Source organism: Ferrimonas kyonanensis DSM 18153 (assembly GCF_000425405.1).
Taxonomy (GTDB): Bacteria; Pseudomonadota; Gammaproteobacteria; order Enterobacterales; family Shewanellaceae; genus Ferrimonas; species Ferrimonas kyonanensis.
In genome coordinates this window covers 54,554-76,688 of sequence record NZ_AUDJ01000023.1, presented here as the reverse complement: position 1 = coordinate 76,688, position 22,135 = coordinate 54,554, and the positions used below count along the sequence as shown (strand labels likewise).

The following is a 22,135-nucleotide window of genomic DNA, read 5'->3' as shown; positions in this document are numbered from 1 at the left end:
CCGTTAACTGGCCAGCTGGCGGATTTTGGCTTTGAGGAAATCAATGGCGATGCGGTTTTTACCACCGCGAGGCACAATGATGTCCGCATGTTGCTTAGAGGGCTCGATAAACTGCATGAACATCGGCCGTACGGTGCGCTGGTACTGCTCCAGCACCGAATCCATGGTCCGGCCCCGCTCCTCAACGTCGCGACGCACCCGGCGCAGCAGACAGATGTCCAACGGCGTGTCCATGAAGATGGACGCGTGCATGTGCTGGCGCAGGTTCGGGTCGGTCAGCAGCAGAATTCCTTCCAGGATGATCACCTTCTTAGGGGTGACCTGGGTGCTGTCCTGCATTCGGGTGTGCTCGGTGTAGGAGTAGTTCGGTACCTGCACCGACTCGCCGTTACGCAGCGCCGCCAGGTGCTGACACAGCAACTCATGGTCGAGGGCGTTGGGGTGGTCATAGTTGGTTTTGACCCGCTCCTCCATGGACAGGTGACTCTGATCCTTGTAATAACAATCCTCGGTAATCATGGCGATCTGATCGGTGCCCAGATCCTGGCGCAGATCGTCGCAAATGGTTCTGGCGATAAGGCTCTTGCCAGAAGCTGAGGCACCGGCGATGCCGATGATAACGCATTGTTGTTCATTAACCATGATGTGTACTTCAGATAAAAAGTGAAAGAAATAATACTAGTGTGAACCATAGGCGCTCAAGGCGCCTACTCGTCGCAAATCTCGATCTCCAGCGCCGTTGGCTCCGACAAGTTCACCAGGGCCGCGGCGGTCTTATGGGCGATCGCCTTGTACTGGGCGCTGATGTCGCCGTCGGGATCGGCCACCACGGTGGGGTTGCCGCCGTCCACCGCTTCACGAATCGCCACATTCAGCGGCAGTTCGCCCAACAGCGGTACGTCGTAGCGATCCGCGGTAGCCTGACCGCCGCCGGTGCCAAACGGGTGCTCCTTGCTGCCACACTGACCACAGATGTGGTAGCTCATGTTCTCGACAATGCCCAACACCGGAATGTTGACCTTGTTGAACATGGTGATCCCCTTACGGGCATCGGCGGTGGCAATGTCCTGCGGCGTGGTCACCACCACGGCGCCGGCCACCGGCACTTGCTGAGACAGGGTCAGCTGAATGTCACCGGTGCCCGGTGGCATATCAATGACCAGGTAATCCAGATCCGGCCAGTTGGTTTCGTTCAACAGTTGCACCAGCGCCCCGGCCGCCATCGGTCCACGCCAAACGGTGGCCTGATCTTCGGTGACCATAAAGCCAATGGACATGGCTGCCAGGCCATGGGCAAAGGCCGGCTCCATGGTCTTGCCATCGGTGCTGACCGGTTGGAAGTCGTTCACGCCTAACATGATCGGCACGGACGGGCCGTAGATGTCGGCATCCAGCAGTCCCACTCGGGCCCCTTCACTGGCCAGAGCCAGGGCCAGGTTGACAGCGGTGGTGGACTTACCGACGCCGCCCTTACCGGACGACACCGCCACGATGTTCTTCACTCCCTTAACGGCTTCGGCCTGCCCCTCGGCTTGCACCTGAGGCACGCTCAGACCGATCTCGCACTCCACCTCGTCGATCTCGTCGAGTTTGGCCAGGGCATTGGTCAAGGCCATTACCCGCTGGCGGTACTTACTCTGACAGGGATAGGGGTACACCAATCCCAGCTTCAGGCAGCGACCGTCGAGGTCGAGGCTGCGCACCAGACCGGCTTCAACCAGGTTCTGATTCAGGAAAGGATCGATTTGGGTGGAAAGGATGGACAAGACCTTGGCAGACAAGGCCTCGGGCAGCTGATCGTTAATGGGATTCGGATTCACGCTCACGCTCCGTACTGAGAGATTGCGCCAAGTGTACCAGAACTCTCCTCTTTCGCGTGTGCAATATGCAAGCAACAACACACTGGATGGATGAAAATGCGCCGTCTATCGGTTAAACTTGCCGTTCTTCCGTAATTCACTGCATGCAAGAGATAAAATGGCATCTCCACAAAGAAAGATTCTGGTCACCAGCGCCCTCCCCTACGCCAACGGTCCGATTCACCTGGGACACATGTTGGAGTACATCCAAACCGACATCTGGTCTCGTTTCCAGAAACTCAGAGGGCACCACTGTACCTACGTCTGTGCCGACGATGCCCACGGCACCCCGATCATGTTGAAAGCCCAACAACTGGGGATGACCCCGGAACAGATGATCGCCGAGGTGGCCAAGGAGCATCAGGCGGATTTCGCCGAGTTTCAGATTGGCTTTGACAACTACCACTCCACGCACAGTGAAGAGAACCGCGAATTTGCCAGCCTGATCTACACCAGGCTGAACGACGCCGGCTACATCAAAACCAACACCATCAGCCAGTTGTATGACCCTGAAAAAGAGATGTTCCTGCCGGATCGTTTCGTCAAGGGCACCTGCCCTAAGTGCGACAGCGACGACCAGAACGGTGACAACTGCGACAACTGCGGTGCCACCTACAGCCCGACGGATCTGAAAAACCCCAAATCCGTGGTCTCCGGTGCCACCCCGGTACTGCGTGATTCCGAACACTTCTTCTTCGACCTGCCGGCCTTCAAAGAGATGCTGCAGGCCTGGACCCGTTCCGGTTCGCTGCAGGAAGAGATGGCCAACAAGCTGCAGGAGTGGTTTGAGCAGGGTCTGCAGAAATGGGACATCAGCCGCGACAAGCCCTACTTCGGCTTTGACATTCCGGGCACCAACGGCGAGAAGTTCTTCTACGTCTGGCTGGATGCCCCTATCGGCTACATGGGCTCGTTCAAGAACCTGTGTGACCAGCGCGATGACCTGAATTTCGATGACTACTTCAAGGCCGACTCCGACGCCGAGCTGTACCACTTCATCGGTAAAGACATCATCTACTTCCACAGCCTGTTCTGGCCTGCGATGCTGGACGGCGCCGGATTCCGTAAACCCACCAGCGTTTACGCCCACGGCTACGTCACCGTTAACGGTGCCAAGATGTCCAAGTCCCGCGGCACCTTCATCAAGGCCCGCACCTACCTGGATCACCTTAACCCCGAGTACCTGCGTTACTACTACGCCGCCAAGCTCAACAACCGCATCGATGATCTGGATCTGAACCTGGACGACTTCACCCAGCGAGTGAACTCCGACGTGGTCGGCAAGCTGGTGAACATCGCCTCCCGTACCGCCGGCTTCATCAGCAAACGCTTCGACGGCAAGCTGTCCGAGCAGATCGATGCCCCTGAGCTGCTGGCCGAGTTCCAGGCCGCCCAAGACAGCATCGCCGACTGCTACGAAGGCCGCGAGTTCAGCCGCGCCATGCGCGAAATCATGGCGCTGGCAGACAAGGCCAACGGCTACATCGCCGACATGGCACCGTGGCAGCTGGTGAAACAGGACGGCCAGGAAGACAAGGCGCATCAAGTCTGCTCCATGGGCATTCACCTGTTCCGCATTCTGATGACCTACCTCAAGCCGGTATTGCCGCAGATGGCCAGCGACGTCGAGGCCTTCCTCGGCAGCGAGCTGACCTGGGATGGCATCACCACCACCCTCACCGGTCACGGCATTAACAAGTTTAAGCCGCTGATTCAGCGCGTAGAGAGCGACAAAGTGGCGGCCATGGTCGATGCCTCTAAAGAGAACCTGGTGGTGGAAGCGCCCAAGGCACAAGCCGCCGAGGCCGAGGGTGACAACGACGAGCTGGCCAAAGATCCCATCGCCGACACCGTCAGCTTTGACGATTTCATGAAGGTGGATCTGCGGGTCGCCCGCATCGCCAAAGCCGAACACGTCGAGAAAGCCAAGAAACTGCTGAAACTGCAGCTGGATCTGGGCGGAGAAACCAAGCAGGTATTTGCCGGCATCAAGTCAGCCTACGCTCCGGAAGATCTCGAAGGTCGACTGACGGTAATGGTAGCCAACCTGGCGCCCCGCGAAATGAAGTTCGGTGTTTCCGAAGGCATGGTCCTGGCCGCCGGCCCGGGTAAGGATGAACTCTACATCCTGTCGCCGGACTCCGGTGCCAAGCCCGGCATGCGCATCAAGTAAACCGAGTCTCCTCAAGCCCCGCCACCGTGCGGGGCTTTTTAATGGCACTCGCCTCGGCCGGTTGCAGCGCCATGGCCGCCATTCTGGCACTGAAATAGAGCCAGGTGACCGCCCCAATGAACTTGAACCCCTCCTCCACCACTTGCACATGGTCATAGGCCATTGGCAGCCGATGCTGAATCAGATCAGTGACGATGGACAGCGCCAGCAGACCACCGGCCAGCACAAAGGCAAAGCCCTGACTGGACACGATGGTGCGAAAGTGTCGCGCCACCAACGCCAACGCAAACAGGGCGTAGGCCAGATAGCAGATCTTCTGGTTGATGTAACGGTCGTGAATCATGAAGAAATCGTCGATGGCCAACATCGATGACAACGCCGCCATCAACAGCAACAATTCAGTGTAGCGACGCCCCTGGCCACACCACAGGGCAAACAGGGTAATGGCGGTGGCCGATACCCAGACCCAGGTACCGATGTTGGATAGAAAGCCCAGGAAACTGGACTGGCCGCTCTGCTGAGCCGGATCCCGCAGTATCTGCATCAGTTCAAATCCGGACGCGGACAGGGTCATCAACGACAAGGCGTAAAACAGCAGAGCAGGAACACAGGCGTACAACAGGCAAGACAGCGCCCGATCACGGCGCAGCAGCAGCGAGAGAATCTGTTTTGGGGGCATGGTCACTCATCCACAACTCAGGCAGTGCGGCATCCCGGCCTTAACAGTTTGAAACGACGTTCCCAAAATGACGCCTTGAGTATGTCCGCAGCTTCGGGGTTTCGCCAATTCAAAGTAAAAAAAAGCCCCCGCCGGTTGTCACCGGCGGGGGCGTTGTCTCAAGCCGTGATCAATGCTTACGGTGGTACATCGCCTCGATCTCTTTGGCAAACACCTCGCTAATCACCTTACGGCGCAGCTTCAGGGTAGGCGTCAGCTCGCCCTTATCCATGCTGAACGGCCGCGGCAACAGGCAGATCTGTTTAACCCGCTCGTAGCGGGCCAGATCGGTCTGCAGGGCGTCGATGCGCTGCTGGATCTCCGCTTGCGCCTCGGGCAGGCTAACCAGTTCATGATCGCTGCCAAAAGACAGCCCCTGGGCGGTGGCCCACTCGGTGAGCAGCTCGAAGTTAGGCACAATCAGCGCCGACACGAAGTTGCGGCTGTCGGCAATGATCGCCACCTGCTCCACCATGGGTTCCAGGGTCACCACGCCCTCGACCCGCTGCGGCGCGATGTACTTGCCGTTGGACGTTTTCATCAGCTCTTTGATGCGATCGGTAATGTGCAGGAAGCCGTCGTTGTCGAGGTAGCCGGCATCGCCGGTCTTGTACCAGCCATCCACAAACGCCGCCTTGGTGTCCTCTGGGCGATTGTAATAGCCCGCCATCACGGTGTCGGCTTTTACCAGCACCTCATCGTTCTCACCGATGCGCAGCTGCAGATCCGGCAGTGGCAGCCCCACCCCGGAGGTGGCGATGCGATCCAGGCGGTTGCAGGTGGCGGTGGCGGTGGTTTCGGTGGCGCCGTAACCGGCCAGTACCGGAATGCCGATGTGCTGGAAGAAGGCGTTGACCTTATCATCCAACCGCGCCCCGCCGGCCGACATAAACTTCAGGTTGCCCCCCAGAGCCTCGCGCAGTTTGCTCAGCACCAACTTATCAGCCAGGCGCAGGTACCAGGCTGAGATGCTGGCGCGCTTGCGTCCGGCCTGATCGGCCTGGAACTGACGTCGGCCCTGGCGCAGCGACCAGGCGAAGATCAACCGTTTGTGCCAAGGTGCACTCTGCACCTTCCCCATTACCGCACCGTGCACCTTTTCAAACAGGCGCGGTACTGCGCACATCACTTCGGGTTTGACCTCCACCAGCGCCTGCTGTACCGCCGCCGGGTCGTTGAGGTAGGCATTACAGCCACCGCAGCACAGAATGTACAGGCTCCAGCCTCGCTCATAGACGTGGGACAGAGGCAGGAACGACAGCGACAGGGTACCGGGCTTCACCGGCACCACCAGTTGGTGCTGCTGCACCAGCGCGGCAAAGTTGCGGTGATTGAGCATTACCCCTTTCGGCTCGCCAGTGGTGCCTGAGGTATAGATCAGGGTAAACAGCTCCTCCAACTCCGGGTTCTGCTGCAGGGTACGCAGGGTATTGAGGTGCTGCAGATGGGCATCGGTAAACAGCTCGGACAGAGTCAGGACCTTGAGCGAAGTGGCGGCGGGATCCACCTCGATGGCGTCGCTCATGGCCACAACTGTGGTCAGGGTTGGGCAATCGACCGCCACCGCCAGGGCTTTGTGGTACTGCTCCTGATCCCCCACAAACAAAATGCTGATGCCGGCATCGTTGACAATGTAGCCGGTCTGCTCTTCGGTGTTGGTGGAGTAGATGGGCACGCTGACGGCCCGCAGTTGCAGCAGCGCCAGATCCGTTTGCACCCAGGCCAGACTGTTGGCACTGAAGATGCCGATGCGATCCTGAATCCCCACCCCCAGTTCCAGCAGAGAACACGCCAGTTGATTGACCTGTTTGGCCAGCTCGGACCAGGTCAGGGTCCGCCACTGGGTCTGATGCTGATATTGCAGTACCGGCTCGTTGGGTCGCTCGGCAATCTGTTTCTGGATCAGGCGGGATAAGTGAAAAGGATTCAATGAAGTAGGCATAATCTGTCCCATTTGGTGAGTACAGGAATGCTAAGTAATGTCGGCGCCGAAGCCCACCCCATCTGGACCGAGAACCGATCCAGATCACATTCGAGCCGGTCGATTGCTGCCATCGCACACAATATGGCCGCCATCGGCGGCGTCGCTGCGCAATCGGCCTAAGCGCTGACCAACACAGAACCTCTGGCCAGCGCGGTCCAAACACGGCAATCGAGGCCGGTTCGGCGCGGTCTGCGGCGGCAAGCCAACCTGGTCGAGGCGCCGACACAACCCTGCCCTCAGGATCATCACCGACGGCACCACAGCCGCGCCCGGGCCAGGCTCAGTTCACTCGGCGTCGATGCCCCTGCCAGTACGGCGCACGCAGATCCGCTTTTCGCAATTTGCCGGCACCGGTCATGGGAAAGGGATCGCTTCGAAACTCCACCGAGCGGGGCGATTTATAGTGCGCAATCTGCTGCTGACAGAAGGCGATCAGCGCCGCTTCCGACACCGTCTGGCCGTCCTGCAGCCGAACGATGGCGTGCACCTGTTCCCCCCACTGCTCACTGGGAATGCCTATCACCACCACTTCGCTGACGGCGTCGTGGCGGGACAAGGCACTCTCCACCTCCGCCGAATAGACGTTTTCTCCGCCGGTGACAATCATATCTTTAACCCTATCCACCAGGAACAGGAAGCCGTCTTGATCCAGGTATCCGGCGTCCCCGGTAAGAATCCAGCCGTCAATCATCACCGCCTCGCTCTCTGTGGGCTTATTCCAGTAGCCCATCATGGTGTTGCCACCGCGAACCCGCACTTCACCCACCGTCCCCACCGCGCAAGGGCGATGCAGCGGATCCACCACCTCCACCTCGACACAGACACCGGCCCGTCCGGCGGAGCGGATTTTACCCGCCTTTGGGCCCTCCAGTACGTGGTACTCCGAAGGCAAAATGGTGGCGATGGGCGCCAGTTCAGTCTGGCCGTAGGCCTGCATAAAGGCCACCTTGGGCATCTGCGCCATCGCCTGGCGCAGGGTGCCTTCCGGCATGGGTGAAGCGCCATAGACGACCGATTGCAGGCTGCTGATGTCGGCACCCTGCAACTCGCCACTGCTCAGCAACATGGTGATCATGGTTGGCACCAACAGGGTGTGGGTGATTTGGTGGGCGGCGATGGCCGCCACCAGCGGCTGGCAGGCAAAGGCCGGAATGAACACCTGGGTGGCACCGCAGATGGTGCTGGCATAGGACATGGCGATGTCGGCGGCATGAAACATCGGCGCCGCATGCAGGTACCTCATTCCGGGTTGATTCATCTCCAATCCCAGCGCCGCAGACACGCTCGAAACCCACAGGTTATTGTGCGACAGCATCACCCCCTTGGGGAAACCGGTGGTGCCACCGGTGTAATAGATCCCCGCCAACTGCTCTTTGCCCCGGCACTGGTCGTCGATGGCCGATGTGGTTGCCAGGGCCTGTTCGCTGTTGATCATTCCCGCCGGTGTAGCCTTGTCACCGATGTACAGGCAGGTATGCAGAGCGTCCACCTGATGGCGGACCTGCTCTGCCGCAGCGGCAAAGGAATCGTCCACCACCAGCACGGCGGCGCCGGAGTCTTGCAGCGAATAGACGTTCTCCTTTATCGACCAGCGAATGTTAAGCGGTACCAACACCGCCCCAGCCCAGGCGACGGCAAAGAAATACTCGTAATAGCGATCGCTGTTCAGCGCCAGTACCGCCACCCGGTCGCCTTCTGACACGCCGCTGGCCTGCAGCACCGCCGCCAGGCGGGCCACCCGTTGCTGCAACTGCTGCCAACTGTGGTGACGTTCACCGTAAATTGTCGCCGTCCCATTAGGCTGAATCTGCGCCGCTCGCTTGATCATCTGGGTTAATTGCATCCTTGTCTCCATAGTCGAATGCCACGGGACGGAAACGTAACCGCTACGGCTAAAGTCGGCCTATTCCCCTCCGAGGTCGATGTCCATTTGCTATTGCCATCATCGGCCCGAGGCGGGGTAAAACGGCGCCCCATTGCCCCGGCGGTTACCTTGACTCCTAAACGGCGCCTACCTTGCCAGCGCCTCGCGTTCTGCACTGTGTACCCGTCGATGCTGTGGCTGGGCCCCTACTCACAGGAACAGCGCCCGAGCCTCGTCCGGCGACGCCACCTGCCGCCCCGCCTGCTCCGCGAGTCCGGCCATGGCGGCAATCAAATCGCCATTGCCCCTGGCCCGTTCGCCACTGGGCAGATAGAAGGTATCCTCCAGACCGGTTCGAAGCTGTCCGCCCATCTCTGCCGTGGCGCGGTGAACGTCCCAGATCTCCTGGCGACCAATCACCGTCGACTGCCACAAGGCACCGGGTTTCATGTACTTATGCAGCAGTGGCAACAATTCGGCATCGGCGGGCATTCCCGACGCCACCCCCAGCACCAGATTGTAGTTGGCGCTATCGATCATGCCCACGTCTTCAAACATCCCCACCGAGCGGACAATGCCCAGATCGAAACACTCGAACTCGGGCCGAACCTGATGCTGCTGACACACCTCGAGCAGTTCCTCGATCTTTTCCACCGGGTTTTCAAACACCATCGGCGCCCAGGCCCAGCGGCCATCACGACGGGTTTTGAGGTAGTTGAGGCTACCGGCGTTACAAGCGGCGATCTCAGGCCGGCCGGCACGGATGCACGCCAAAGGCCCCTGCTGATCGCGGCTGATGGTACCGGTGGAGAAGTTCAGAATCACCCCTGGACAGGCCTGGCGAATGGCGTCGGCGATGGCACAGGCCACCTCGGGTTCCCAGCTTGGCAGGTGACCTTTTCCCGGCTCCTGGCGCCGAAAATGGATGTGCATAACACTGGCCCCCGCTTCAAACGCCTGGCGGGCTTCCTCGGCCATCTCATTCACCGTCACCGGCACCGGGTGCTGGCCGGGATCGGTCAGCACCCCGGTGAGGGCGCAGGTAATCACTACCTTGTCGGACATGACACGTCTCCTTGTTAATTGCCCTCAAGATACCAAGCGCTTGCTTGGGAGCGCAAGTGCTGTTCACCCATCGAAGCGTCAACGGCCTCATCCTCCCTGTCGGTGGTGGCCGCCTTAGTGATGACCGGACATCTCATCAGCAAGGGTTACCACCGGTTTGGAACCGCGAAGGGGGCTGGTCGCACTAAACCGGCACAAAAAAAGGGAGCCCTTAGGCTCCCTCTTTCGGGGTTCGCTACCCTCAGTTCAAGCTGGCATTAATCGCCAACAGGGCCTGGCCGGGATCCGCAGACTGGGTAATGGGACGACCAATCACCAGGTAATCACTGCCGGCTGCAACCGCTTTAGCCGGCGTCATCACCCGTTTTTGATCCCCTTTGTCGCTGCCCTCGGGGCGAATGCCCGGGGTCACCAGGCAAAACGCCTGCCCCAGCTCCGCCTTCAGGCGCGTCGCTTCCTGAGCCGAGCAGACGACGCCATCCAGGCCACTGGCTTTGGCCAGTTTAGCCAGCGCCAGCACATGCTCCTCGGCGCTGCGGTTGACCCCCAGTTCAGCCAGTTCAGACTCCTCCATGCTGGTCAGCATGGTCACGGCAATCAGCAGCGGCGCTTTATCGCCATAGGGGGCCAGTGCCTCGGCGGCGGCACGCATCATGCGGCTGCCTCCGGCGGCATGCACATTCACCATCCACACCCCCAGCTCGGCGGCGGCGGTCACCGCTTTGGCCACCGTATTGGGAATGTCGTGAAACTTAAGGTCCAGAAATACGTCGAAGCCGCGCTCAACCAGCTGGCTGACAAACTGCGGACCAAAGGAGGTAAACAGCTCTTTACCCACTTTTAGCCGGCACTGTTCGGCGTCAATGCTGTCTACAAACGCCAATGCGTCGTCGATGTTATTAAAATCCAGAGCAACGAGTACCTTAGGGTTCACTTGCATCAATGTCTCCAGGTTGTAGGGTAATAGTTATTGTATTAGGGGCTGTTGAGCTTTGCTGATGAGAATTTGGTCCCGTAGGGCGCGACGAAACTCTTCTAACACGCTCTCACCTTAAGCAATCTCTGAGCGCCTAGGTTTTGCAGCACGCAAACCTTGGCGCAAAAATATTCAGTAACGTTCAACAGGCCCTGGGGCGTGTTTATCTTTGGTGTTTAGAATTTGGCCAAGGATGACGGCAACCAATCAAGAAGTTCGATTGTAGGCATAGTGGTTCTACGTCAAAATCGAACGACGTCGAGTGGTTGTCGTCAGTCCGGCCCCGTAGGGCGCTCATATCAGCTAAATTTCTAGCTCATTTAGAGCGAACACCCAACATCCTGATACAACAATGGTCAGATGCTGCGCAATAATAATCAGCAAAGTTTAACACGCCCCGTTCATTCGCCGTCCAAACCGCGAATGCGCTTGCCTTCGCCCCAGCTTTTGCAGGAGGGACAGTGCCAGTACAGGCTGTGTGAAGGAAAGCCGCAGCGGTGACAGCGGTAGATGGGGCGCAGTTTAATCTGGGCTTCCACCAGCTTCGACAGCAGGTCTACCCGCTCCCGCCCCTGGCCCAGTTGCAGCTGGTCCAGTTGCAGCTTCATCAGGTGATGAAAACCTCGCATGGTGGGCTGGCGCTTGAGTTGATCCAGCAGCAACGCCTCCGCCTCCTGCGGGCCGACGTTTTCGGCGGTGCGATCCACCAACTTCAGCAGGCAACTGACGTTACCATCGCGCTCCAAAATGGAGTGCAGCAACGTCATAAATTGATCGTCCAAATCAAGGGCGGCGTAAATCGCCTCCGCCTGGTCCAGCACTTCCGGCATCATCTCCGGCGCGGTAGCGGCAATCTGGTTCACTACTTTCAGCGCCCCGGCGGTATCCTGCTCCTTAAGCAGCGGCACCTTGGCAATCATCGCCCGCACACAGTGGCTGTCCGTCGACAGCGCCTTGTCCAGCAACTTACACTGCTCCGCAGTATCGCTGGCCAGCTGGGCCAATTCGCAGTAGTAGTGGGCAACGATGGGCTTGAGCTCCTTGCGGCTGACCCGGCCAAACTTGCGGGCCACCTTGATCGCCTTCCACCACTCCTTGGTGGCCTGGTAGATGTGCAGCAACTGACGCTCGGCGTCTTCGCTGTGATCCGGCTCTTTGATCAGCTTCAGGAACAGGTCCTCGGCGCGGTCGTACAGTCCGGCGGCCAGGTAGTCTTTGCCCAACTCCATCATGGCGGCGTCACGCTGCTCCGGCAATAGGTGCGGCCGGGCGATGAGGTTTTGATGAATGCGGATGGAGCGGTCGACCTCACCGCGTTTGCGGAACAGGTTGCCGAGGGACAGGTGGGTTTCAAAGGTCTCTTCGTCCACCTGCAACAGCTCGATGAACAGATCCACCGCCTTGTCCGGTTGATCCGACAACAGGAAGTTCAGGCCTTCGAAATAGTTTTTGGAAAATACCTGAGCTTTCTTACGCTCTGACTGACCAGCACTGCGCTGGCCCATGTACCAGCCATACGCGGCGGCAATGGGCAACAGAAGAAATACCAGTTCAAGCATCAGTATCGATAGACTCTAGCTCAGCAAGGCGCTTTTCCAGCTGTTGGTTCTTGGCGGTCATTCGGTTGAGCTTGAAACGCTGCCGCACCATCAGCAACATGGTGATCAGCCAGCTGACCAAAAAACCACCGAAGAAGGTCACCGCCATAACCATCGGCAGAGAAAATTCACCGCGGGCAATGAAGTAGTTCAGTGTCACCAGCTGATCGTTACGGGCGCCAAAGGCCATAGCAACCAGAAAAAAAACAGCCACCAAGGCAGTGATAAGCAAGGCTTTCACAATGGCTCCTTTAGAGCGTCATGGAATTAGAAAGATTATCTAATAAAAAGAAATATATGACCAGCACGATCTGGTCTCGCCCCGGCAGGGACGATTACGGCAGATACAAAAAGCCCTCGCAGATGCGAGGGCTTTCAATCAATCAACCTAGGTTACTGTTTACGCGTTCGCGTAACTCCTTACCCGGTTTGAAATGAGGTACGTACTTGCCAGTCAGCTCAACCGCATCCCCAGTTTTGGGGTTACGGCCAGTCCGTGGAGCCCGATAATGGAGAGAAAAGCTCCCGAAGCCGCGAATCTCAATGCGATCGCCTTGCTCCAGGGTGGTTGCCATCTGCTCCAGCATCTCTTTAATTGCACCTTCCACTTCTTTTCCGGATAGGTGCGACTGTTTACTGGCCAATCTTTCGATAAGTTCGGATTTCGTCATCCTCGCTCTCCTACAAGCCAATTACAGTCGCCTAATGGGGAGACGCGCTCCCCATACAACAGGCGATTATTGTTTAGCAGCTTTGAACGCTTCTGCCATAGCGCTGGAGAAGGTAGCTTCTTCACGCTGGTTCAGAGTGTCAATCGCTTCCTTCTCGTCAGCTTCGTCTTTCGCGCGGATAGACAGGCTAACGGTACGGTTCTTGCGGTCAACGCCCATGAACTTGGCTTCAACTTCTTCACCGGCATTCAGCACGGTAGATGCGTCTTCGATGCGATCGCGAGAGATATCAGCTACACGGATGTAACCTTCAACGCTCTCACCCAGCTCTACGGTTGCGCCTTTGGCGTCAACTGCAGTGATGGTACCAGTAACAATAGCACCTTTTTTGTTATCAGACAGGTACTTGTTAAACGGATCTTCTTCGATCTGCTTAACGCCCAGGCTGATACGCTCGCGCTCAGGATCAACAGACAGTACAACTGCAGAGATCTCTTCGCCTTTCTTGTAGTCGCGAACAGCTTCTTCGCCAGCTACGTTCCAGGAGATGTCGGACAGGTGAACCAGACCGTCGATGCCGCCTTCCAGACCGATGAAGATACCGAAGTCAGTGATAGACTTAATCTTACCGGTAACTTTGTCGTTCTTGTTGAAGTTGGCTGCGAACTCATCCCATGGGTTAGCTTTGCACTGCTTCAGACCCAGGGAGATGCGGCGACGCTCTTCGTCGATGTCCAGAACCATAACTTCCACGTTGTCACCCAGGCTAACAACCTTGGATGGGTGGATGTTCTTGTTGGTCCAATCCATTTCAGAAACGTGTACCAGACCTTCAACGCCTTCTTCGATTTCAACGAAGCAACCGTAGTCAGTCAGGTTGGTTACGCGACCAGTCAGCTTAGTGCCTTCTGGGTAGCGACCAGCGATAGCAACCCATGGATCTTCACCCAGCTGCTTCAGGCCCAGAGATACGCGAGTACGCTCACGATCGAACTTCAGAACCTTAACGTTGATTTCGTCACCAACGTTTACGATTTCACTTGGGTGCTTAACGCGCTTCCAAGCCATATCGGTGATGTGCAGCAGGCCGTCAACGCCGCCCAGATCTACGAACGCGCCGTAGTCGGTCAGGTTCTTAACGATACCTTTAACTTCTTGACCTTCCTGCAGGTTAGCCAGAAGCTGTTCACGCTCAACGCTGTTTTCAGATTCGATAACCGCACGACGGGAAACAACAACGTTGTTGCGCTTCTGGTCCAGCTTGATTACCTTGAATTCCAGCTCTTTGCCTTCCAGGTGAGTGGTGTCACGTACTGGACGTACGTCAACCAGAGAACCTGGCAGGAACGCACGGATGCCTTCCAGTTCAACAGTGAAGCCGCCTTTAACTTTACCGTTAATGATACCGGTAACAGTTTCTTCGTCTTCGTAAGCCTTCTCAAGACGCAGCCAAGCTTCGTGACGCTTCGCTTTCTCACGAGACAGTTGAGTTTCACCGAAGCCGTCTTCTACGGCATCCAGAGCTACGTCAACAGATTCGCCAACGCTGATTTCCAGCTCGCCTTTGGCGTTCTTGAACTGCTCGGCTGGGATAGCGGACTCAGATTTCAGGCCAGCGTCAACCAGAACGATGCCGTTCTCGATAGCAACAACGGTACCTTTAACGATGGCACCAGGACGAGTTTCCAGATCCTTTAGGGATTCTTCAAACAGTTGAGCAAAAGATTCAGTCATGTTTAAGTTAATTTCATTAGTCATCCATGGCCATCCTGGACATGGGGTAGTTGTCTAAAGCCTGCCTCATCCGTGAAGCTGGCACCTCTTAGCCAGAATTAGCTAAGTTTTTCAAAGCCATTATTGGCCAAGTTTTTCAACGACAAAGCGTAATGCATGATCAACAACTTGATCAATAGTCAGCTCTGTCGTGTCAATAAGTAACGCATCTTCGGCGGGCTTCATGGGAGCCACCTTACGGTTGGCATCGCGCTCATCGCGCTCACGTATCTCCGCCAAAAGGCGGTCAATACTACCACCTAAGCCTTTCTCCTTCAACTGTAAGTACCTACGGCGCGCACGCTCTTCGGCACTGGCAGTCATATAAAGCTTAGCGTCTGCATCGGGGAACACCACTGTTCCCATGTCGCGGCCATCGGCAATCAGCCCCGGGGCCACCCGAAACGCGCGCTGGCGACGCAATAACGCCTCCCGTACCCGGGGAAACGCGGCCACTTTTGACGCGGCATTGGCGCACTCCTGAGTGCGGATCTCGCGGCTGACGACCTCGCCTTCCAGCACCACCTTGATGCCACCGTTGTCATCCGGGCTGAACACCACATCCAGGTGCGCCGCGGTCAGGGCCAGGCCCTCTTCATTGTCGAGTTCAATATTGTGATGCAGTGCGGCCAGCGCCAGCACCCGATAGATGGCGCCGGAGTCCAGCAAGTGCCAGCCCAGTTTCTCTGCCAGCAGGTGGCACACCGTGCCTTTGCCTACGCCGCTTGGTCCATCAATGGTAATCACAGGGGCCTGTCCAGGCATGGTACTCTCCAATTGTCGTTCTATTCGGTCGCTTCACGAAACCGGCTCCGCGAAAGCGCGCCTATTATACAGATTCCCCAGCTAAAGTAAGCCTTTATAGAAACGGGATCCGGGCCGCTGCCACAGCAATACCAGAACAGTGATCCAGGCTGGCTCGCCTTAAAGCGCCACCACTGCCCGGCAGCCACGGCAGGTAATAGAGTGTAGTCAAGGGAGCCGGCGACTGCGGCTCCCTAATTGGAGGTAACTACTGGCTCACCGACGCCAAGCGTTCGAAGTAATCGGGGAAGGTCTTGGCAGTACAGCCGGGATCCAGAATGGTCACGCTCTGTCCCCCCACCGCCAACATTGAGAAGCACATGGCGATGCGATGGTCGTTGTAGGTCTCGATGTCGGCGTGACGCAATTCGGCCGCCGGCTCGATGCGAATGTAGTCTTCGCCCTCCTCCACCACCGCGCCCACTTTGCGCAGCTCGGTGGCCATGGCGGTCAAGCGGTCGGTCTCCTTGACCCGCCAGTTGTAGATGTTGCGAATGGTGGTGGGGCCGTTGGCAAACAGGGCCGTGGTGGCGATGGTCATGGCCGCATCCGGGATGGCGTTCATGTCCATGTCCACGCCGTTCAGATCGCCCTTGCTGCAACGAATGAAATCCTTACCCCACTCCACCCTGGCGCCCATGGCTTCCAGTACGTCGGCAAAATGCTTGTCCCCCTGCAGGCTGTCGGTACCGACGCCCCGCACCTCGATGCTGCCTCCGCCGATGGCCGCCGCTGCCAGGAAGTAGGATGCCGAGCTGGCATCGCCTTCGACCAGGTAATCCCCCGGACTGACGTAGTGCTGGTCGGCGGCAATCACAAACTCACGGTAGTCACGGTTTTCCACCGTCACCCCAAAGCGGGCCATCATCCCCAGGGTGATGTCGATGTAGGGCTTAGACACCAGCTCGCCCTTAACCTCGATGGTCAGATCACTGCCGAGCAGCGGAGCCACCATCAACAGCGCGGTTAAAAACTGCGACGAGATGGAGCCATCGATGCTGACCCGGCCACCGCTCAGGTCGCCGGCGCTGATCTTCAGCGGCGGATAGCCGGGGTTTTCTAGGTACTCGATGTTGGCGCCCAGGGGCTGCAGCGCATCAATCAGGTGACCGATGGGCCGCTCCTTCATCCGCGGTTCGCCGGTCAGCACGAATTCGCCGCTGCCGATGGCCAGCGCCGCCGCCAACGGTCTCATGGCGGTTCCGGCGTTACCCAGATACAGCTCCGCCACCTGCCCGCGCGCCAATCGGCCTCCCAGGCCCTCGACTTCGATGGTGGCTTGCTGTTTGCAATAGTCATAGCTCACGCCCAGTTGATCCAGGGCGGTCAACATATGACGGATATCGTCGGAGTCCAGCAGGTTGGTTAACCGGGTGCGGCCGCTGGCGATGGTGGCCAACAGCAAGGCGCGGTTTGAAATGCTCTTGGACCCGGGCAGCTGAATCACTCCCCCGACACGTGAAATTGGCTCTAGGCGTAACTGCTCCATGACTCTTCTTCCCCACAATAAAAAGGGGCCGCAGCGGCCCCTTTTCAAACGTTCAATTCATTTAGGCCAGTATCTCATCCAACGCGTCCATAAATCGGGAGTTTTCAGACTCCAGACCGATGCTGACACGCAGGTGAGAAGGCATACCATACCCCGCAATGGGGCGCACTATCACCCCTTTTTTCAGCAGAGCCTCATAAATCTCACCGGCGGCGCCCACTTCGATGGTAATGAAGTTGGCGACACTGGGAATGTAACGAATGCCGCGCTGGTCAAAATAGCCTTGCAACCGAGCCATCTCACGCTCATTGAGGGCGATGCCTGCGGCCAGGTATTCGCCATCATCCAGCACCGCCTCGGCCGCCGCCAGGGCCAGCGAGTTGTTATTGAACGGCTCCCGCACCCGGTTCAACAGATCGGTGATGGCGCTGGACGCCACCAGGTAGCCGACCCGCAGTCCGGCCAGACCGTAGGCCTTAGAGAAGGTACGACTGACCATCAGGTTCGGATACTGGGCCAGCCAACCGATGCTGTCGGCGCGCTGGTCGGCCTTCAGATACTCGTAATAGGCCTCATCCAATACCACCAGCACCCGCTCCGGCACTCGGGCCATAAACTCAGCCAGTTGCTGCGGCGCCAGGAAGGTGCCGGTCGGATTGTTGGGGTTGGCGATGCAAATCAGCTTGGTGCGCTCGGTAATCGCCGCCAGCATCGCCTCCAGATCGTGGCCCCACTCTTTGGCCGCGGTCTTGACGGCGGTGGCGCCGCAGGACTGAGTCAGCAACTGATAGACGATAAAGGCATGGGCATCGAAGATCACCTCATCCTCGGCGCCGACGAAGGTGCGGAACAGAATCTCCAGCACCTCATTGGAACCGTTACCCAGGGTGATCTGGTCACTGCTGCAGTGAAGTTTTTGCGCCAGCTTCTGTTTCAGGTAGAACCCGTTGGCATCCGGGTAACGGCACAACTCGGCGGTGGCGGCCTCGATGGCCTGACGCGCCTTGGGGCTCAGGCCCAACGGGTTCTCGTTGGACGCCAGCTTGACGATGTCGCCAATCCCCAGTTCCCGCTCCAGCTCCTCGGTGGGCTTGCCTGGCTGATAGGGCATCAGGCCATCCACACCGGGGTTGGCCATAGATAATAGATCAAGTGACAAAACGTTCTCCCTTGTAGTTATCGGTTGTCGCTTTCAAACTGCTTCATAAAGTCGACCAGGGCCTGGACGCCCTCCAGTGGCATGGCATTGTAGATGCTGGCCCGCATACCGCCCACACTGCGGTGCCCTTTCAACGCCATCAATCCGGCCTGCTCCGCCTGGGCAAGAAACGCGCCGTCCAGGCTGGCATCGGTCAATTGGAAAGGTACATTCATCTCACTGCGATGGCTCGGCTGAACCCGGTTTTGGTAGAAGCCGCTGCTGTCAATAAAATCATACAGCAGGGCTGCCTTGGCCCGGTTCACCTCGGCCATGGCGTCGACACCGCCCTGGTGCTGCAGCCACTTAAACACCTCCCCGGCCAGGTACCAGGCAAACGTTGGCGGGGTGTTGTACATGGAGCCGTTGTCATCCAGCAACCGGTAGTTGAGGATCGACGGCAACTGCGGCTGCCCCTCACCGAGCAAGTCCCGGCGCACGATCACGATCGCCAGCCCCGCCGGACCGATGTTTTTCTGGGCACCGGCGTAGATCAGGCCGTATTTACTGACATCGATATGGCGCCCGAGAATGCAGGAGGAGTAATCGGCGATCAGTGGCTTATCGGTGACCGGCTCATCGAACATCGCCACCCCGTCGACGGTTTCATTAGGGCAATAATGCAGGTACTCGCCCTCGCCGGCCTGGCTGAGGCGGCTGAGATCCAGGCCACCGCCGTCGCGCAGGTCGATGGCGTTGACGCTGGCGTACTTGGCCGCTTCTTTGGCCGCCCCGGCAGACCACTGGCCACTGATGAGGTAATCCACCTTGGCACCGGCGGCCACCAGGTTCTGGGGAATGGCAGAGAAATGAGCCCGGGCACCGCCATGGGTAAACAACACTGCGTAGTCGTCGCCGATGTTCATCAGCTGGCGCAGGTTGGCCTCGGCGGCTTCGGCCACCGCCATAAAGGATGACGAACGGTGACTGAGCTCCATAACCGATACCCCCAACCCCTGAAAATCCAGCAACTCGGCCTGAGCCTTAGCCATCACATCAGTGGGTAACATCGCCGGACCGGCGCAGAAGTTGTATACGGTCATTGTTCTCAATCCCTAACTGCTAAAACAGCCATTTAACACCAACATGGACGCCAGCGCGATGAAAAATAATCGATAACCCCATAACCGCCAGCCACAGCGCCACCTTTTTGGTGCCGCAGGCATAAAAAAACGGACGCCGAAGCGTCCGTTATCAGGTCGAAAACCCCAGCAGGAAGTTACTCTTCGCCGGGGTCCTCGGCCGCATCACCGGCGTCAGCCTGAGGCTGAACTTCGGCGTCGGCAGCGCCCTCGCCTTCGACGGCGGTGTCGTCGACCAGAGACTCGTCTTCTTCGATCTCGTCGATGCGCTGAAGACCCACTACCTGCTCTCCCTCCTGGGTACGGATAATGGTCACGCCCTGGGTGTTGCGGCCAACCTGAGACACCTCATGCACCCGGGTGCGCACCAGGGTGCCACCGTCGGTGATCAGCATGATCTCGTCGTTTTCAGTCACCTGAACCGCGCCCACTACCGGGCCGTTGCGCTCACTGACCTTAATGGAGATCACGCCCTTGGTGGCGCGGCCCTTAACCGGGTACTCGACTTCGTCGGTACGCTTACCGTAGCCGTTCTGAGTCACGGTCAGGATGGCACCGTCGCCACGAGGCACGATCATCGACACCACCCGATCGACGTCATCCAGGCTAATGCCCCGAACCCCGATGGAGTTACGACCGACAGAGCGCACGTTGGTCTCATTGAAACGCACCACCTTACCGGCGTCGGAGAACAGCATGATCTCGTCGTCACCGTTGGTGATGTCCACGCCAATCAGCTCATCGCCGTCGTTAAGGTTGATGGCACGAATACCGGAAGACAGCGGACGGCTGTAGGCGTCCAGGGCGGTCTTCTTGATGATGCCCTTGGCGGTGGCGAAGGCGATGAATTTGCTCGGATCGTATTCACGCACCGGCAGAATCGCCTGAATCACTTCGCCGTCATCCAGGGGCAGCAGGTTAACGATCGGCTTACCACGGGCGGTGCGGCTGGCCAGCGGCAGCTGGAACACCCGCATCCAGTACACCTTACCGGCGTTGGAGAAGCACAAGATGGTGTCGTGGGTGTTGGCCACCAGCAGACGCTCGATGAAGTCTTCATCCTTCATCTTCGCCGCCGCTTTACCCTTACCGCCACGGCGCTGGGCTTCGTACTCGCTCAGCGGCTGGTACTTAACGTAACCGGCGTGAGACAGGGTCACCACCACGTCTTCTTCGGTGATCAGATCTTCCAGAGAGATGTCGGCTGAGGCGGCGGAGATCTCGGTGCGGCGCTCGTCGCCGTATTCGGCCTTGATCGCCTCCAGCTCTTCGCGAATCACTTCCATCAGACGCTCTGGGCTGGCCAGGATCAGCATCAGCTCGGCGATCTCTTCCAGCAGCTGGCGGTACTCATCGAGAATGTTCTCGTGCTCCAGGCCAGTCAGCTTCTGCAGACGCAGATCCAGAATCGCCCTCGCCTGCTGCTCGGTCAGGTAGTACTGGCCATCGCGAATACCAAACTCGGGGGTCAGCCAATCCGGACGGGCGGCGTCATCGCCGGCCTTCTCCAGCATCGACGCCACGTTACCGAGATCCCAACCGCGGGACAGCAATGCTTCGCGAGCTTCTGCCGGCGTCGGCGAGTTACGAATCAGTTCGATGACAGGATCGATGTTGGCCAGTGAGATGGCCAGACCTTCGAGGATGTGGGCCCGTTCGCGCGCTTTGCGCAGCTCGAACACGGTACGACGGGTCACCACTTCGCGACGGTGGGTCACGAAGGCTTCCAGCGTCTCTTTCAGGTTAAACACCTTAGGCTGGTTGTTGCCCAGTGCCACCATGTTGATGCCGAACACCGTCTGCATCTGAGTCTGAGCGTACAGGTTGTTCAGCACCACTTCCGGCACTTCACCGCGCTTCAGCTCGATCACCACCCGCATGCCGTCTTTATCGGACTCATCACGCAGGCCGCTGATCCCTTCCAGCTTCTTATCTTTCACCAGCTCGGCGATCTTCTCGATCAACCGCGCTTTGTTCACCTGGTACGGCAGTTCATCGACGATGATGGACTCTTTACCGGTGCTGCTGGTCTCGACATTGGTCTTGGCACGAACGTAGATCTTACCGCGACCGGTCTTGTAGGCATCGATGATGCCCTTACGACCGTTAATGATGCCGCCGGTGGGGAAATCCGGACCGGGGATCAGTTCCAGCAACTCTTCGAAAGTGACATCGCTGTTGTCGATGTACGCCAGACAGCCATTGATCACTTCGGTCAGGTTGTGAGGCGGAATGTTGGTGGCCATGCCCACGGCAATACCACTGGAGCCGTTAACCAGCAGGTTCGGCACCCGGGTCGGCATCACTTCAGGAATCTGCTCGGTGCCGTCGTAGTTGGGCACGTAGTCGACGGTTTCCTTATCCAGGTCCGCCAGCAGTTCATGGGCCACTTTGGCCATGCGGATTTCGGTATAACGCATCGCCGCGGCGGAGTCGCCATCGACGGAACCGAAGTTACCCTGACCATCGACCAGGGTATAACGTAACGAGAACGGCTGCGCCATACGTACGATGGTGTCGTACACGGCACTGTCACCATGAGGGTGGTACTTACCGATCACGTCGCCCACGATACGGGCGGATTTTTTATAGGGTTTGTTCCAGTCGTTGCTCAAACCGTTCATCGCAAACAGGGTGCGACGGTGTACAGGCTTAAGACCATCCCGGACGTCGGGCAAGGCACGCCCGACGATCACGCTCATGGCATAATCGAGGTAGGAGCTTTTCAGTTCCTCTTCGATATTAATCGGCGTGATTTCGTTAGCCAGATCAGTCATAGACAGATGTTGTCCCTAAATAGCGCCCTGAAACCTCGGTTCCAGTCGCCCCGGCCAAGCCGGTAAAAACGGTGATTGAACATTTTAACACAGTCAAAGCGATT

At 58.2% G+C, this 22,135-nt stretch carries 17 protein-coding genes; 1 reads left to right on the top strand and 16 read right to left on the bottom strand.

The window, feature by feature from the left end; translation table 11 throughout:
• Nucleotides 1-3: 3 nt before the first annotated feature.
• Entirely contained in the window at nucleotides 4-642 is a 639-nt protein-coding gene (gene udk, locus H598_RS0109110; protein WP_028112749.1) for a uridine kinase, read from the bottom strand.
• Between the two features lie 65 nt (nucleotides 643-707).
• Nucleotides 708-1,820, bottom strand: a complete 1,113-nt coding sequence (gene apbC, locus H598_RS0109105) for an iron-sulfur cluster carrier protein ApbC (RefSeq protein WP_028112748.1) — start codon at nucleotides 1,818-1,820, stop codon at nucleotides 708-710.
• Nucleotides 1,821-1,977: 157 nt separating this feature from the next.
• Between apbC and metG the strand changes: the two genes are divergently transcribed.
• Nucleotides 1,978-4,032 (top strand): methionine--tRNA ligase, encoded by a 2,055-nt coding sequence (metG, locus tag H598_RS0109100; protein WP_028112747.1) that lies wholly within the window; start codon nucleotides 1,978-1,980, stop codon nucleotides 4,030-4,032.
• On the opposite strand, the gene H598_RS23850 is transcribed toward metG, so the two are convergent.
• From H598_RS23850 to gyrA, 14 genes are all read right to left on the bottom strand, one after another.
• On the bottom strand, nucleotides 4,025-4,711 hold the full coding sequence (locus tag H598_RS23850; protein WP_211227280.1) for a hypothetical protein: 687 nt from the start codon (nucleotides 4,709-4,711) through the stop codon (nucleotides 4,025-4,027). The genes metG and H598_RS23850 overlap by 8 nt on opposite strands.
• Nucleotides 4,712-4,880: 169 nt before the next feature.
• Nucleotides 4,881-6,692 (bottom strand): AMP-dependent synthetase/ligase, encoded by a 1,812-nt coding sequence (locus H598_RS0109090; RefSeq protein WP_035415742.1) that lies wholly within the window; start codon nucleotides 6,690-6,692, stop codon nucleotides 4,881-4,883.
• A gap of 322 nt (nucleotides 6,693-7,014) precedes the next feature.
• A complete protein-coding gene (locus tag H598_RS0109085) occupies nucleotides 7,015-8,577 on the bottom strand; it encodes a long-chain-fatty-acid--CoA ligase (RefSeq protein WP_028112745.1) in 1,563 nt (520 codons plus the stop codon).
• 231 nt (nucleotides 8,578-8,808) lie between these two features.
• Entirely contained in the window at nucleotides 8,809-9,663 is an 855-nt protein-coding gene (locus H598_RS0109080; RefSeq protein WP_028112744.1) for a beta-keto acid cleavage family enzyme, read from the bottom strand.
• Between the two features lie 241 nt (nucleotides 9,664-9,904).
• Nucleotides 9,905-10,603: an orotidine-5'-phosphate decarboxylase gene (pyrF, locus tag H598_RS0109075; RefSeq protein WP_028112743.1), complete on the bottom strand. Its 699-nt coding sequence runs from the start codon at nucleotides 10,601-10,603 to the stop codon at nucleotides 9,905-9,907.
• A gap of 437 nt (nucleotides 10,604-11,040) precedes the next feature.
• Nucleotides 11,041-12,198 (bottom strand): lipopolysaccharide assembly protein LapB, encoded by a 1,158-nt coding sequence (gene lapB / locus H598_RS0109070; protein ID WP_028112742.1) that lies wholly within the window; start codon nucleotides 12,196-12,198, stop codon nucleotides 11,041-11,043.
• Nucleotides 12,191-12,478 (bottom strand): LapA family protein, encoded by a 288-nt coding sequence (locus tag H598_RS0109065; protein ID WP_028112741.1) that lies wholly within the window; start codon nucleotides 12,476-12,478, stop codon nucleotides 12,191-12,193. The genes lapB and H598_RS0109065 overlap by 8 nt, the downstream gene beginning before the upstream one ends.
• 142 nt (nucleotides 12,479-12,620) lie before the next feature.
• A complete protein-coding gene (ihfB, locus tag H598_RS0109060; protein WP_028112740.1) occupies nucleotides 12,621-12,908 on the bottom strand; it encodes an integration host factor subunit beta in 288 nt (95 codons plus the stop codon).
• Between the two features lie 66 nt (nucleotides 12,909-12,974).
• Complete coding sequence (gene rpsA / locus H598_RS0109055; RefSeq protein WP_035415754.1) at nucleotides 12,975-14,642, bottom strand: 30S ribosomal protein S1; 1,668 nt, start codon at nucleotides 14,640-14,642, stop codon at nucleotides 12,975-12,977.
• 120 nt (nucleotides 14,643-14,762) lie between these two features.
• On the bottom strand, nucleotides 14,763-15,446 hold the full coding sequence (gene cmk, locus H598_RS0109050; RefSeq protein WP_028112738.1) for a (d)CMP kinase: 684 nt from the start codon (nucleotides 15,444-15,446) through the stop codon (nucleotides 14,763-14,765).
• Nucleotides 15,447-15,693: 247 nt separating this feature from the next.
• Nucleotides 15,694-16,974, bottom strand: coding sequence for a 3-phosphoshikimate 1-carboxyvinyltransferase (gene aroA, locus H598_RS0109045; RefSeq protein WP_028112737.1), 1,281 nt, complete (start codon nucleotides 16,972-16,974; stop codon nucleotides 15,694-15,696).
• A 61-nt stretch (nucleotides 16,975-17,035) separates the two neighbouring features.
• On the bottom strand, nucleotides 17,036-18,112 hold the full coding sequence (gene hisC, locus H598_RS0109040) for a histidinol-phosphate transaminase (protein WP_211227281.1): 1,077 nt from the start codon (nucleotides 18,110-18,112) through the stop codon (nucleotides 17,036-17,038).
• Between the two features lie 38 nt (nucleotides 18,113-18,150).
• Nucleotides 18,151-19,215 carry a 3-phosphoserine/phosphohydroxythreonine transaminase gene (serC, locus tag H598_RS0109035; protein ID WP_028112735.1) on the bottom strand — a complete coding sequence of 355 codons (1,065 nt, stop codon included), beginning with the start codon at nucleotides 19,213-19,215 and terminating at the stop codon, nucleotides 18,151-18,153.
• A gap of 176 nt (nucleotides 19,216-19,391) precedes the next feature.
• A complete protein-coding gene (gene gyrA, locus H598_RS0109030; RefSeq protein WP_028112734.1) occupies nucleotides 19,392-22,031 on the bottom strand; it encodes a DNA gyrase subunit A in 2,640 nt (879 codons plus the stop codon).
• Between the last annotated feature and the right edge of the window lie 104 nt (nucleotides 22,032-22,135).

Excerpts from the sequence above, each read along its gene's own strand:
- aroA (WP_028112737.1), bottom strand. The coding sequence starts at position 16,974 with ATGGAGCAGTTACGCCTAGAGCCAATTTCACGTGTCGGGGGAGTGATT.
- gyrA (WP_028112734.1), bottom strand. The coding sequence starts at position 22,031 with ATGACTGATCTGGCTAACGAAATCACGCCGATTAATATCGAAGAGGAA.
- lapB (WP_028112742.1), bottom strand. The coding sequence starts at position 12,198 with ATGCTTGAACTGGTATTTCTTCTGTTGCCCATTGCCGCCGCGTATGGC.
- udk (WP_028112749.1), bottom strand. The coding sequence starts at position 642 with ATGGTTAATGAACAACAATGCGTTATCATCGGCATCGCCGGTGCCTCA.
- cmk (WP_028112738.1), bottom strand. The coding sequence starts at position 15,446 with ATGCCTGGACAGGCCCCTGTGATTACCATTGATGGACCAAGCGGCGTA.
- ihfB (WP_028112740.1), bottom strand. The coding sequence starts at position 12,908 with ATGACGAAATCCGAACTTATCGAAAGATTGGCCAGTAAACAGTCGCAC.
- serC (WP_028112735.1), bottom strand. The coding sequence starts at position 19,215 with ATGACCGTATACAACTTCTGCGCCGGTCCGGCGATGTTACCCACTGAT.
- rpsA (WP_035415754.1), bottom strand. The coding sequence starts at position 14,642 with ATGACTGAATCTTTTGCTCAACTGTTTGAAGAATCCCTAAAGGATCTG.
- H598_RS0109080 (WP_028112744.1), bottom strand. The coding sequence starts at position 9,663 with ATGTCCGACAAGGTAGTGATTACCTGCGCCCTCACCGGGGTGCTGACC.
- H598_RS0109090 (WP_035415742.1), bottom strand. The coding sequence starts at position 6,692 with ATGCCTACTTCATTGAATCCTTTTCACTTATCCCGCCTGATCCAGAAA.
- hisC (WP_211227281.1), bottom strand. The coding sequence starts at position 18,112 with ATGGCCAACCCCGGTGTGGATGGCCTGATGCCCTATCAGCCAGGCAAG.
- H598_RS0109085 (WP_028112745.1), bottom strand. The coding sequence starts at position 8,577 with ATGCAATTAACCCAGATGATCAAGCGAGCGGCGCAGATTCAGCCTAAT.
- H598_RS23850 (WP_211227280.1), bottom strand. The coding sequence starts at position 4,711 with ATGCCCCCAAAACAGATTCTCTCGCTGCTGCTGCGCCGTGATCGGGCG.
- pyrF (WP_028112743.1), bottom strand. The coding sequence starts at position 10,603 with ATGCAAGTGAACCCTAAGGTACTCGTTGCTCTGGATTTTAATAACATC.
- metG (WP_028112747.1), top strand. The coding sequence starts at position 1,978 with ATGGCATCTCCACAAAGAAAGATTCTGGTCACCAGCGCCCTCCCCTAC.